This is a genomic window from Pseudomonas sp. G1002 (genome assembly GCF_013385455.1).
Taxonomy (GTDB): Bacteria; Pseudomonadota; Gammaproteobacteria; order Pseudomonadales; family Pseudomonadaceae; genus Aquipseudomonas.
Genome location: NZ_JACAPY010000045.1, coordinates 1 through 13,323, shown reverse-complemented (window position 1 = coordinate 13,323; position 13,323 = coordinate 1). Strand labels below are relative to the sequence as shown.

11 protein-coding genes are annotated in these 13,323 nt (G+C 60.2%); 4 read left to right on the top strand and 7 right to left on the bottom strand.

Features of this window, described 5'->3' with window-relative positions; translation table 11 throughout:
* Positions 1-73: 73 nt before the first annotated feature.
* Together HX801_RS26990 and HX801_RS26985 are read right to left on the bottom strand one after the other, a co-directional pair.
* The gene (locus tag HX801_RS26990; protein ID WP_032898560.1) at positions 74-2,251 is read right to left on the bottom strand and encodes a hypothetical protein; all 2,178 of its coding nucleotides are present in this window, start codon (positions 2,249-2,251) and stop codon (positions 74-76) included.
* Between the two features lie 206 nt (positions 2,252-2,457).
* The gene (locus HX801_RS26985; RefSeq protein WP_177023050.1) at positions 2,458-4,719 is read right to left on the bottom strand and encodes a bifunctional diguanylate cyclase/phosphodiesterase; all 2,262 of its coding nucleotides are present in this window, start codon (positions 4,717-4,719) and stop codon (positions 2,458-2,460) included.
* 281 nt (positions 4,720-5,000) lie between these two features.
* Between HX801_RS26985 and HX801_RS26980 the strand changes: the two genes are divergently transcribed.
* Positions 5,001-6,347 (top strand): MFS transporter, encoded by a 1,347-nt coding sequence (locus tag HX801_RS26980; RefSeq protein ID WP_177023049.1) that lies wholly within the window; start codon positions 5,001-5,003, stop codon positions 6,345-6,347.
* A gap of 185 nt (positions 6,348-6,532) precedes the next feature.
* On the opposite strand, the gene rapA is transcribed toward HX801_RS26980, so the two are convergent.
* A complete protein-coding gene (rapA, locus tag HX801_RS26975; RefSeq protein ID WP_177023048.1) occupies positions 6,533-9,379 on the bottom strand; it encodes an RNA polymerase-associated protein RapA in 2,847 nt (948 codons plus the stop codon).
* A 216-nt stretch (positions 9,380-9,595) separates the two neighbouring features.
* Between rapA and HX801_RS26970 the strand changes: the two genes are divergently transcribed.
* Positions 9,596-9,937 carry a hypothetical protein gene (locus HX801_RS26970; protein ID WP_008430424.1) on the top strand — a complete coding sequence of 114 codons (342 nt, stop codon included), beginning with the start codon at positions 9,596-9,598 and terminating at the stop codon, positions 9,935-9,937.
* On the opposite strand, the gene HX801_RS26965 is transcribed toward HX801_RS26970, so the two are convergent.
* From HX801_RS26965 to HX801_RS26955, 3 genes are all read right to left on the bottom strand, one after another.
* On the bottom strand, positions 9,934-11,130 hold the full coding sequence (locus HX801_RS26965; RefSeq protein WP_371132488.1) for an aminotransferase class V-fold PLP-dependent enzyme: 1,197 nt from the start codon (positions 11,128-11,130) through the stop codon (positions 9,934-9,936). The genes HX801_RS26970 and HX801_RS26965 overlap by 4 nt on opposite strands.
* The gene (locus HX801_RS26960) at positions 11,127-11,597 is read right to left on the bottom strand and encodes a RidA family protein (protein WP_003210913.1); all 471 of its coding nucleotides are present in this window, start codon (positions 11,595-11,597) and stop codon (positions 11,127-11,129) included. The genes HX801_RS26965 and HX801_RS26960 overlap by 4 nt, the downstream gene beginning before the upstream one ends.
* A gap of 88 nt (positions 11,598-11,685) precedes the next feature.
* A complete protein-coding gene (locus HX801_RS26955) occupies positions 11,686-12,558 on the bottom strand; it encodes a LysR substrate-binding domain-containing protein (protein ID WP_102368259.1) in 873 nt (290 codons plus the stop codon).
* A gap of 37 nt (positions 12,559-12,595) precedes the next feature.
* Between HX801_RS26955 and HX801_RS26950 the strand changes: the two genes are divergently transcribed.
* Complete coding sequence (locus tag HX801_RS26950) at positions 12,596-12,853, top strand: hypothetical protein (RefSeq protein ID WP_146014684.1); 258 nt, start codon at positions 12,596-12,598, stop codon at positions 12,851-12,853.
* Between the two features lie 143 nt (positions 12,854-12,996).
* On the top strand, positions 12,997-13,113 hold the full coding sequence (ccoM, locus tag HX801_RS32170; RefSeq protein ID WP_003210916.1) for a cytochrome c oxidase subunit CcoM: 117 nt from the start codon (positions 12,997-12,999) through the stop codon (positions 13,111-13,113).
* Here the strand turns inward: ccoM and HX801_RS31900 are convergent.
* On the bottom strand, positions 13,110-13,323 hold a 214-nt coding region (locus HX801_RS31900), incomplete at its 5' end, for a hypothetical protein (protein WP_218166768.1). The genes ccoM and HX801_RS31900 overlap by 4 nt on opposite strands.

The following is a 13,323-nucleotide window of genomic DNA, read 5'->3' as shown; positions in this document are numbered from 1 at the left end:
GCCGCTGTAAGAGCGGAACCGATATAAGCCATCACCCAAATAACGGATATACACCCCACCTCAGCAACATAGCCTACGCCGTCTTCCCGGTATGGTTATTCAGCGAAATAACCTTGGTCTTCCCAATCCGGTGACGATAAATCTCACGCAGGTACTTGATCGCCTTCTTCACACAATCCCGCGACAGACGAATATCGTTGATCGACACAAACTTGTCCTTGTCGTTGATCAACTCACGATACTTCTTCTCGTACATCGGCTTGATCGCATACCAGTTGGTATCCAGGATCTTCGCCGGGTTCTCGAACTCGTTGAGCAGCTCATCAATCCGGTCTTCATCAAAATCCTCATGGATGATGAAATCCAGGATCGAATTATCCAGGGTGTCATCAAACCGATACGGATTACGCGCAAAACAGCGCTTGATAAATGCCACGATCAACGTCAAAAAATCATCCGACAGGCACGGGCTTTTAGCGATCAAGGTCGTGAGCGACAAGTTGGCCGACGCCCCGATCACCAGCGCATACCGTTTGAGCGTCGTATTGGGAAACAGGCTGTTGAGGTGCGTCTTGAGCCGATTCAGGTCCATATAGGACAGCTTGTAATCCTTGGGCAACGACACAATCGACACCACCGACGAGCAGTTCTTGAAGAAGTGCAAGTCATGCAACGCCGCCGCGTCATAGCCGGAATTCTTGTACTGCTCCAGGGAGGCCTTGTACCGCTTGGACTCAATCGGCAACAGGCTGATGCCTTCGATCGCCTGGGTCACCTTGTTGAAGTGCGGCAGATCAATGGAACGGAAAAACAGGTCGTCGATGTTCAGCCGCTGCGGCTCTTTTTCGAACACCTTGAACTTGTCGCTCGAAGGCGCCGGCGTTTCCGGCACCACCGATTCGGCATAGGCAATCGCCACCGGGCCAGCCAGGCTCATGAACAGGTCGTTGGCATCCAGGCGGATGGTCTCGCCAATGTCGATCCCGGCGCGACGGAAGTAGTTCTGGTCGTAGTCGGTGGTAACCGCCTGGGCCGTCAGAATGTTGAAGATCTGCTGCGAGATGTACTGGTTGGCGTGCTTTTCCATGGCATTGACATCAATGTTCTGGATGTTGCCGTCATCGCTTTCCTCGGCGTAACGCATGATGTCGTTGGAGATCAGCATCATTGCGTTCCACGGTCGGATACGGCCTTTCACGCTGGCTTCGCTGCTGTCTTCATTGTCGAAGTTGTACGAGAAGTCCCATTCTTCCGACAGGTATTTGCACAACAGCCGCCCGGCGTTGATGTGCAGCGCCTCGGACATTTCGCTGCGGTGATCGGAGATGTTCGGCAGCACACAAATCCCGCTGGTGAAGATCGGCTCGAACACGAAGGCGTGACCGCTTTTGCTGTCGTGTTCGTCGGCAGGCTTGGTGTCGAACGTCTTGTTCATGTACGAGTGCTGCTGGGCCAGGCCGAACTCCGAGGCCATGCCTGAACCGGTACCGCCGCCGGCACTGAAGATCGAGAAGTACAGGCGCGACTGGTTGGCCTTGATGCCGCAGGAGTCGATCAGGTACGAGTGGATCATCTTCCAGTCGGGGCTGGAGAAGCGCTGGGTGTCTTTGTTGAGGATGATCTTGGCCAGGTACTGGCCGAGTATCGGCGCGTTACCGGCGCCGCCGGCATGGACTTCCGAGAGGTCCATGATTTTCATCTTGCTGTAGTCCCGCAGGAAACCGCTTTTCTCACCCTTGCGCGAGAAACGGATGCGCCCGGCAATGTCCTTGTCCAGGTCGCCCAGCATCACCAGCGGCTCGACCAGGAACACCGGTTTGGTGCCCTTGTTCGAACCCAGGCGCAGGTTGTTGCGAATCCACTGGGCGGGGCGGTAGCCCTTGTCGGTGGATTTGTCTTCGTTGCTGAATTCGTTGAGGTAGAACTTGCGGGCGTTGTACACCAGCTCTGCCACATCCAGGGCAATGTTGGAGCCACAGCGGCCCAGGCCGATCAGGCACACCGAGGGGAATTCCTGCTCATTGCGCAGTTCACCGTCGACTTCCATGTGCGGTGCGCGCGGGAACACCATGTCGCGCAGGCCGTCGAGGTTGTCGAGGATACGGTCGGTGTTGGTTTCGGTGAAGTACAGGTACTGCTGGGTGGCCAGCGGGCGGGCGGTGCTCAATGACTTTGAACCTGAGGGTTTTTCCGCAGGGGCTGTCAGCAACACGTCGGATACCGCGGTGGCAGAGTTATTTTTAGAAGTCATTGTGCGCCATGTGCCTGGACGGATGGCTGAGTAAGTATCAAATAGCCATCACAGAATGAGAGATCGCGACTTTACAGTGCGTCCTGGTCCTGGGCGATAGGGTTTAACCCTAGGGTTTTAAGGGGAAAGCCTGGCCGGACTCTGATGAATCGGCCGTTCGTCGGGGTTCTTTAGTGAAATGATGGCGAATTGCCAAATTATCGGCGTCAGCGAATTGGCCGAACGATGGACGCCGGGCCCGCACGGCCCGAAGGCGGGTCTTTCGGCGCGGGGTCACCCCCCGTCAGGCCCAGCAGGCTGAACAGGTTGTTCTGGTCCAGGCTGTTGATCACCGCGCTGATATCACTCAACGGCACCGCAGCGCTGAGCAGGTAACCCTGAACAAAATCACAGCCGTGTTTTTGCACCACTTCAAATTGTTGCAGGGTTTCCACGCCCTCTGTCACCACCTGCAGGTGCAGGGTGTGGGCCATGCCGATAATGGCCTGGACGATCTCGATGTCGGCGTTCGACTTGGGGATATCCTGGATAAATGAACGGTCGATTTTCAAGGTGTTCAACGGCAGGCGCTTAAGGTAGGCGAGGGACGAGTAGCCGGTGCCGAAGTCGTCGATGGACAGCGACACGCCCAGGGCGCGGATTTGCCGTAGCAATGCCAGGGTGCTGCTGATATTGCCCATCAGCGCGTTCTCGGTTACTTCCAGTTCCAGACGATTGGCCGCGATCCCGCCGAAGCGCAGGGCGTTTTCGATCTCATCGGCCAACTCGTCACGCGTCAGGTTGAGGGCCGAGCAGTTCACGGCCATGACCAATTCAGCGTGGCCTTGCTCCGACAGCAGGCTCAGGTCGTGACAGGCCTGGCGCAGCACCCAGTGATCCAGTTCGGCAATCAGCCCGTTGCTTTCGGCAATGCCGATGAACCGGTCCGGGGTCAGCAGGCCATGTTGGGGGTGTTGCCAGCGCACCAGGGCTTCGAGGCGCGTGACCCTGCCTTTTTTCAGGTCAAGTATCGGTTGGTAAAACAGCACCAACTCGTTCTTGCCCCGCAGTGCGGCGCGCAGTTCCTCTTCCAGCTGCAGTTCCAGGAAGGCCCGGGTTTTCAGGTTGGAGCTGAAGAAGTTCAGGCTGTTACGCCCGGCATCCTTGGACTGATACAGCGCCAGGTCAGCGGTCTTCAGCAGCTCTTCGCTGGTTTTGCCGTCTTCGGGAAACAGGCTGATGCCGATGCTGGTGGTCATCACCATGCGCCGGCCGGCCAGTTCGATGGGGTCTTTCATTTTCTGCATGATGCGCTGGGCCATGTGCCGCGCTTCATCGCGATGATGGATGCTGATCAGGATGCAGAATTCGTCACCGCCAAATCGCGCGACCACGTCGTCATGGCTGCGCACCGAGCTTTTGATATGGCCGGCCAGCACCGTCAGCAGTTCGTCGCCGGCGTCATGGCCGAGGCTGTCGTTGATGCGCTTGAAGTGGTCGATATCCAGGAAGATCACCGCCAGCATGCCGTCGGTGGCGGTTTTTTCCGCGAGTTTCTCGGCGAAGATCTGGTTGAAACCACGGCGGTTGAGCAGGGTGGTCAGGGCATCGTAATGCGCCACCTGTTGCAGCGAGGCGCGGGCCTGGTCCAGTTCGGTGAGCAGGGCGTTGACCCGGCGCAGGTCGGTTTCCTTGTGTTGCAGCTTCTTGTCCGCGAGGGCAGCACTGATGCTGCTGCCAATCACCAGTAGGGCGATGACCGCCACCAGCAGCCCCAGTTGGACCGGGTTGTTGTCCACCGGCAGTGCCGACTGTACGAGGTCTTCGGGTACCAGCAGCTGCATGGCCGCCATGCCGGTGAAGTGCATGCTGATAATGCCCGCGCCAAGCACCAGGCTGGCCGCGTACTTGAGCAATTGATGGAACATGCCGGTGCCGTTGCGCAGGTACAGCGACAGCAGCAACGCCGCCAGGCTGGCGCCGATCGCGATCAACACAGAGGCGAGGAACAAGCCAGTCTCGAAATACACGCCCGCCTCGGAGCGCATGGCCGACATGCCCACGTAGTGCATCAGCGCAATACCCAGCCCCATCCACACCGACGCCAGCACATATTGGTGGGCGCGCAGCCTTGGATGACTGAGGGTTTGCATGGCGAACAGCGCCGCGATCAGGGCGATCAGCAGCGAGGCGAACGTCATGATCAATTCGTAGTGAATCGCGATAGGCGCCTGGAAGGCCAGCATGCTGATGAAGTGGGTCGACCAGATGCCGCCTGCCAGGCAGCCCGCGCCTACCCAGCGCCAGTGCCGTTGAGCCTTGGGGTTGTCGACATGGCCGACCCGCTCGGCCATGTCCAGGGTGCCGAAGCCCGCTGCACACGCCACTACATACGCCAGTAGCACCAGAAAGGGGTTATGACTGCAATTGAGTAATAAGTGCCCACTGTCCGGAAGGTCGGTAAAAAAATGCAAACCAAGCCATTCCATAGCATGTCCCGTCACAGAGTTTTAGTCTGACTGCGTCTTTCAGTATAGAGAGCGTGAGCGAGTTACAAGGATTGATGGCAGATTGCTTCTAATCATTTGGCGATGAGTTTATAAACAACTAGAACCAAATGATTAGGGATGACCGCCCGGGTCGCCCGATGGAGTGACATCAGACTTACGAATCATTACAGACAATCCCCACGAGGCTGACTAGATTGCAGGTTCCGGGCTCAGGATGCGTCTGGCATCGCGGCTCACATAACAATAAAAGAGACGGACCCATGCAGAACTCGACCCAAGCGGCGAATGCCTGGCGCATTCTGTTCCTGTTGTTCCTGGCCAACCTGTTCAACTTTTTCGACCGCACCATTCCCGCGATCATCATCGAGCCGATCCGCATGGAATGGCACCTCAGCGACTTCCAGCTCGGGATCATCGGTACCGCGTTCACCATTGTTTATGCAATTGCCGGCTTGCCGCTTGGGCGCCTGGCCGATACTGGCTCGCGCAGCAAACTCATGGGCTGGGGCCTGGCGGCGTGGAGTGGCCTGACAGCGGTCAATGGTCTGGTGGGCAGTTTCTGGACCTTTTTGCTGGTGCGCATGGGCATCGGCATCGGCGAGGCCAGTTATGCGCCGGCGGCAAACTCGCTGATCGGTGACCTGTTTCCCGCCCACCGCCGTGCCCGGGCCATGGGGATCTTCATGCTGGGCCTGCCCTTGGGCCTGTTGCTGGCCTTCTTCACCATTGGTGCGATGGTCAAGGCGTTCGACAGCTGGCGTGCGCCATTCTTTATTGCTGCGGTGCCGGGGCTGATCCTTGCGGTGTTCATGTTCTACATCAAGGAACCCAAGCGCGGCGCGGCGGAAGCCGTGCAAGTCTCCCAGGAGAAAGTCGACCGGCCGATTCGCCGGGTGCTGGCGGTGCCGACATTCCTCTGGCTGGTGCTGGCCGGGTTGTGCTTCAACTTCGCCACCTATGCCTGCAACTCGTTCCTGGTGCCGATGCTGCAGCGCTATTTCCTGCTGCCGTTGCAGGATGCGGCAGTCGCCACCGGTGTCATCGTCGGTATTACCGGCCTGGTGGGCCTGACCCTGGGTGGCTGGATTGCCGACAAGATCCATCAACGCATCGCTAACGGCCGGCTGCTGTTCGCGGCGTGCAGTTTGATTATCTCTACAGTGACCACTGCCTGGGCGTTGCACGCGGGGCGGATCGAGATTGGTGTGTTTGTGGCGCTGTTCAGTGTCGGCTGGCTGTTTGCCTATAACTTCTACACCTGCGTGTACACGGCGATCCAGGACGTGGTCGAGCCGCGCCTGCGGGCGACGGCGATGGCATTGTTCTTCGCCGGCTTGTATTTGCTGGGCGGGGGCATGGGGCCGATTGTGGTGGGCGGGTTGTCGGATCATTTTGCCCATTCGGCGATGTATGCCGACGGTGCCCAGCAGATGACTGAGGCTTACAAGGCGGTGGGACTGCATGACGCCATGTACCTGATTCCGGTGGCGCTGTTTTTGACCATGCTGTTTCTGTTCCAGGCGTCCCGCAGTTTTGTGCGCGATGCCCAGCGGATGAAGGATGGGTTGGGGGTGGTGGAGGTGCCGGCCAGGGGGGTTACTGCCTGAGACCGAGGTGACGCCTTCGCGAGCAAGCCCGCTCCCACATTTGACCGCATTCTCAAGATGGAACTCGGTCAAATGTGGGAGCGGGCTTGCTCGCGAAGAGGTCATCAATAACAACGATGTCTACAGTGAATAAAAAAGGCCCGCATTGCGCGGGCCTTTTTGTTTGGCAGGGTAGGGCGGCGAAGTTAGCCCGCGACCAACACCCGAATCGCTTCCAGTCGCAGCGCCGCCTTGTCGAGCATGGCCAGGCCTTGCTCGCGCTGTTGGCGCAGGGCAACCAGTTCGCTGTCGCGCACGGTCGGGTTGACCGCTTGCAACGCGGTCAGGCGCGCCAGTTCTTCCTCGGTATCCGCCGCCAGGCGCCGTTGAGCCTCGGCCACACGCTCGGCGTGACGCGGGGCGATCTTCTCTTCACCGGCGTTGATCCGCGGCGTCAGCTGGTCGCGCTGGGCCTGCACGAACTTGTTGGCACTGGCCCGCGGCACGCTTTCCAACTGGTCATTCAAGGTCAGGAACGACACGCGGCCCGACAGGTCATTGCCGTTGGCATCCAGCAGGCAACGCAGTGCCGCCGGTGGCAGGTAACGGCCCAACTGCAGCGAACGCGGAGCAACCACTTCGCTGACGTAGAGCAGTTCCAGCAACACGGTGCCCGGCTTGAGCGCCTTGTTCTTGATCAGCGCCACGGCGGTGTTGCCCATGGAACCGGACAGCACCAGGTCCATGCCGCCCTGCACCATCGGGTGTTCCCAGGTGATGAACTGCATGTCTTCGCGGGACAGCGCCTGGTTACGGTCGTAGGTGATGGTCACACCTTCGTCGTCGCCCAGGGGGAAGCTGGCGTCGAGCATTTTTTCGCTGGGTTTGAGGATCAGCGCGTTTTCCGAATGGTCTTCGCTGTCGATGCCAAAGGCGTCGAACAGGGTTTCCATGTAGATCGGCAGGGTGAACTGGTCGTCTTGCTCAAGGATCGCTTCCACCAGCGCATCACCTTCGCCAGCGCCGCCGGAGTTGAGCTCCAGCAAACGGTCGCGGCCGGTGTGCAGTTCGGCTTCGAGGCGCTCGCGCTCGGCACGGGCTTCGTCGATGAGCGCTTGCCACTCGCCGTCGTCGGCGTTTTCCAGCAGCGGCAGCAGGCGCGGGCCGAACTGGTGCTGCAAGGCGTTGCCGGTCGGGCAGGTGTTGAGGAACGCGTTCAGCGCCTCGTGGTACCACTGGAACAGACGCTCTTGCGGGCTGGTTTCCAGGTACGGCACGTGCAGTTCGATCACATGTTTCTGGCCGATCCGGTCCAGACGGCCGATCCGCTGTTCCAGCAAGTCCGGGTGGGACGGCAGGTCGAACAGCACCAGGTGGTGGGAGAACTGGAAGTTGCGGCCTTCACTGCCGATTTCCGAGCAGATCAGCACCTGGGCGCCGAATTCTTCGTCCGCAAAGTAGGCGGCAGCGCGGTCGCGCTCGAGGATGTTCATGCCCTCGTGGAACACCGTGGCCGGGATGCCGGAGCGCACGCGCAGGGCGTCTTCCAGGTCCATGGCGGTTTCGGCGTGGGCGCAGATCACCAGGACTTTGGTGCGCTTGAGCATCTTCAGCTGGTCGATCAGCCACTCGACGCGCGGGTCGAAACGCCACCAGCGTTGTTCTTCATCCACATCCGGCTGCGACTGGAAGCTGACTTCCGGGTACAGCTCGGCGTGTTCGCCCAAAGGCAGCTCGAGGTATTCGTCCGGGCACGGCAGCGGGTAGGCGTGCAGCTTGCGCTCCGGGAAGCCTTGCACCGCGGCGCGGGTGTTGCGGAACAGCACGCGGCCGGTGCCGTGGCGGTCCAGCAGTTCGCGGACCAGGCGGGCACTGGCTTCGGCGTCGCCATCGTTGACGGCGGTCAGCAGCGCTTCGCCTTCGTCGCCGAGGAAACCCTGGATGGTCTTGTGGGCGGCGGGCGAAAGACGGCCCTTGTCCAGCAGCTCCTGGACGGCTTCGGCCACCGGGCGATAGTTTTCGCTCTCGGCGCGAAAGGCGTGCAGGTCGTGGAAACGGTTCGGGTCCAGCAGGCGCAGGCGCGCGAAGTGGCTGTCCTGGCCCAGTTGCTCAGGGGTTGCAGTGAGCAGCAGCACGCCCGGAATCACTTCGGCCAGTTGTTCCACCAGCGAGTACTCGGGGCTGGCTTTTTCTTCGTGCCAGACCAGGTGGTGCGCTTCGTCGACCACCAGCAGGTCCCAGCCGGCCGCGAACAGCGCGTCCTGGGCCTTCTCGTCGTCCACCAGCCATTCCAGGGCCACCAGCGCGAGCTGGGTGTCTTCGAACGGGTTGGTGGCGTCGCTTTCGATAAAGCGCTCTTCATCGAACAGTGCGACCTGCAGGTTAAAGCGGCGGCGCATTTCCACCAGCCACTGGTGCTGGAGGTTTTCCGGCACCAGGATCAACACGCGGTTGGCGCGACCCGACAGCAACTGGCGATGGATCACCAGGCCGGCTTCGATGGTCTTGCCCAGGCCCACTTCGTCCGCCAGCAGAACCCGCGGCGCGATACGGTCGGCAACTTCACGGGCGATGTGCAGTTGGTGCGCGATCGGTTGCGCACGCACGCCGCCCAGGCCCCAGAGCGAGGACTGCAACTGGCGGCTGGTGTGTTCCAGGGTGTGGTAGCGCAGGGAGAACCAGGGCAGCGGGTCGATCTGGCCGGCGAACAGACGGTCGCTGGCCAGGCGGAACTGGATGAAGTTCGAGAGCTGGGTTTCCGGCAGGGTGACCTGCTCGTTCTGCCCATTGAGGCCGTGGTAGACCAGCAGGCCGTCGACGTCGTCGACTTCTTGCACGGTCATTTTCCAGCCTTCGAAATGGGTGATGGTGTCACCCGGCGAAAACCTCACGCGAGTGAGGGGCGCATTCCGTAGCGCATACTGGCGAGTGTCGCCAGTGGCCGGATAGAGCACGGTTAACAAGCGGCCGTCCTGTGCCAGAACGGTGCCTAACCCCAGCTCTGCTTCGCTGTCACTAATCCAGCGTTGCCCCGGTTGATACTGCTGCGCCATGCTGCCTGACTCCCGCCGTGAAAAAGCCGACTATTCTAACGGAACACGGCTTCCAGACCAAAAGGAATAGGTGCAGCTTCGAGCTTTAAGCTACAAGCGGCAAGAAAAAGGGCGGTATCTTCGTCGGATAGATGACGATTGGTTCACAAGTTGGCGGCTTGACGCTCAAGTCGTCACCCACGCAGCCGACAGTCTGCTGAACAGGAGACTAATAATATGCTGCCACCCATGCTGCCCTTGAGTGTTGTGCCGGTCACGTCGCAGCTTGACCCGGTGCGCCAGAAGCCGGATATCCCGCCCGTGGCGCCGGTTCAGCCAGGCTCCAACGAAAGTACCATCGACCTGCAAAAGCGCGATCCCGAGGAAGCGGCTTTGCTGCTGCGCGAGGAGCAACGTCGCCAGCAGGAACAGCAAAAGCGTCGCCGCGAAGCCGATGAAGACTCGCAGGAGCACCTGGCTGTTCCCGGTGACGAACTCAACGCCGACAACACCGTGCCGGTGGTGCCGTTGATTGAAGACGCACCACGGCAAGGCTTGTGGGTGGACGTCGAGGTTTAATCCCGCAGTTCGCGCAGGGCGGCGATCAGTTGCTCGATGTCTTGCGCCGTATTGAGGTAGCTCACGGAGATTCGCGCCACGCTGTCCAGCTCGCGGGCCTGCATGTCCAGTGGAGTGTAGGGCACGCCATTGGCACCGATATTGATCCGCTTGAGGCCCAGGCGGCGCTTGAGCTCGAAGGCGTCCCAGCCGGCCAGGTTGAAGGCGATCAGGCCGGACTGGTTTGCGCTGGTTCCCAGGTCATGCAAGGTAATCCCGTCGATTCGGCGCAATTGTTCACGGATTGTGTCGCTTAACAGCCGGACCGTCTCGCGGACCCGCTCGACCCCCAATCGATTGACCTCCAGCAACGCATTGCCCAGGCCTGCCAGCAAGGCGAACGACACTTCGCTGGTTTCAAAGCGCCGGGCGTCGTTGCGCAAGTCAAATCCCGCAGGGCTCCAGGGCGCCGAAAACACATCGCGTTGGGCCGGGTTCAAGCGCTCGAGAAAGTCCGGCCGCACATAGAGCAGGGCGGTCCCGCGTGGGCCGCGCAGATGCTTGCGCCCGGCGCCCTTGAGCACATCGCAGTGCAGCGCTTGCACATCCACCGGCACCTGGCCGATGGCTTGCCCGGCGTCGATGAAATAGGCAATGCCATGACGCCTGGCCAACGCGCCGATGGCCTCGGCCGGGTTGATCAAGCCGCTGTTGGCGGGGAGCCAGGTCAGGTCGATCAACCGCACCCGGGCGTCGAGCATGGCTTCCAGGCCGGCGACGGATACCGCGCCGGTTTCATCGCAGGGGATCACTTCTACTTGTGCACCCGATTGCACGGCCGTTTGCATGCTCGCCAGGTTGCCGCCCCATTCGTGGCGGCCCACCAGAATGCGGTCGCCTGGCTGCCACGGGCCCAACGCCTGGAACGCCATGCTCCAGGCGGTCGAGCCACTGCTGGCGAAGGCAATCGATGACACGGGTGCATTGAGCAGTTGCGCGGCGGCGCGACGGGCTTTTTCTGTCAGCAGTGCGCCGTGTTCGCCGGCCTCCATCGGGCCGTCGCGGGCTTCGCGCTGCAACTGGTCAATGATTGCATCAAGCGTCCCTTGGCTGGGCAGGGAGGCCCCGGCGTGGTTGAAGTGGACGATGCCGGACTGGCAGCCCGGCGTTTCGTCCCGCAGCTCCCGGACCTCGGTCAGGGACAGCGCAGTCACGGCTGCAACTCGAAAATCGCGTCGATCTCCACGGCTACGCCGCCCGGCAAGCTGGCGACGCCCACGGCCGTACGGGCATGCCGGCCTTTGTCGCCGAGGGCGTTGACCAGCAAGTTCGAAGCGCCATTGGCGACTGCACCCTGGCGCTGGAAATCACCGCTGCTGGCGATAAATACGCCCAACCGAATGATGCGCACCAGCCGCGACAGGTCATCGCCAAGGGCATCGCTTAATTGTGCCAGCAGGCCCAACGCCGCGAGTTCGGCGGCCTTGGCGCCTTCGTCTTCGCTGATGGATTCGCCGAGTCTTCCGATGTAAGTGGGTTTGCCGTCCAGCAGCGGGATTTGGCCGGAGATGAACAGCTGGTTCTGGCTGATCACGTAATTGACGTAGTTGGCAATCGGCTGGCTGGGTGTCGGCAGGCTCAGGCCGAGGGCTTGTACGCGTTGCGAGATGGAGTGGCTCATGGTGAATCCTCTTGGAAAGAGTCTTCAGCATGGGCGGGGCGATTTTCGCCGACAAACGGATAGATTTAACTCGACGTATCGAAATAACTCATGCGTCAGCGCAGATTTCCCGCAGCCATTCACTGAAACAAGCGGCCGCCGTGCTGGTTTCGCCATGCGGGGCAATCAGCCAGTAACCGATCTCGCTTTGATAGGGCGGCCAGTCGAAGGCCTCCACCAATGTGCCCTCCTTGAGCCTGCGTTCGATCAGGCGGTGACGGCCCATGGCGATGCCCTGGCCGGCGACGGCGGCTTCGACCACGATGTTGTAGTCGTGCAGCAGCGCCTTGGGGTAGTGCTCCACATCCACCTGATAATGCCGGGACCAGTCGGTCCACTCGAAAGGGCGGTGCGAGGTGGCCATCAGCAGCGGGCCATTGGCCAGTTGGCTGGCCTTGAACGCCGGGCTGCAGACGGGTGACAGTGTTTCGCTCATCAGGCGCGTGGCCTGCACGTCGGTCCAGTCGCCCTTGCCGTAGCGAATCGCCAGGTCGACCTCGGCGGCGGCGACATCTGCCAGCTGAATCGCCGGCACCAACTCCACCTGGATGTGTGGGTAGCGGCTGAGAAACCCCGCCAGGCGCGGTGCCAGCCACAAGGTGGCGAACGAGGCGAGCAGGCCGACGCGCAGTACGCTGGTGGCGGGCGGTGTTTGCTGCTGGCGGGTGGCGGCGGCGATGGTGTCGAGGGCGGGGCGGATCTGGTCGTAGTAGTGTTGGCCGTCTTCGGTCAGATCGATGGCGCGGGTGCGTCGGATAAACAGCGGTTTGCCCAGGTGCTGTTCGAGTTTCTGCACTTGATGGCTGAGGGCGCTTTGGGTCACTGACAGCTCGGCGGCGGCCTTGATAAAACTCAAATGCCGGGCCACGGCCTCAAAGGCGCGCAGGGCCAGGAGTGGGGGAAGGTCCTTGTGCAGTGCCACGTCGAACGCTCTGTGTGAGGGTTGGGATGGGGGGATTTTGCGGGCAAATGCGCGGGATGACATCGATTTTGTTTACGCGGGATTGGCGCAGGACGCATTATTGGGGCATCCAAGCCATTACGTAAGCCAAGCCATGAGTGACGATGACAAGCTGATTGACCTGAATGCCGAACGGGCCAAACGTGTTCATGATCTGAATGACAAGCGACTGAATGAAGTGCGCCAGGCGTTTGAACAGGCGATGCCGTTGGGGAAGCCCAAGAAAAAGCCGAAAAGCAAACCGAAAAAGCGTTGATATAGCCTGCATCGTTTGATGCAGGTCAGTTATTTCCCTTCTTTACGCTCCGTCGCGGGCGACATTGATCCTCGTCAATTTCTTCTTTCGTCTTCTTGGTTAACTTAGCCCTATCGCAACAGGGCAAGTGCAGGAGGCCGGTCATGTTTTTCGATAATGTGGTGTTTGCCGGAGTGCTGACGGTTGGCCTCATGGTGATGTTCTTTGTAGGGTTTGGAATTTTTATCTGGAAAGACGCTAATAAGCGTAAGAGGCCTTAGGTCTTTTCGGATACATGAGCACGCAAGGCATTTTGGGCGACTTCGGTCGCCTTTTTTTTGTTTTGGATTTTTTGATTTGGATTTTTTGATTTGTGTACATATCCGTTGCTGCGGTAACGGCTACTTATGGTTTCGCTCTTACAGCGAGTCACTTTTTTACAAACGCCTAAAAAAGTAACCAAAAAACGCTTTGCCCCACCACTCGGTGCC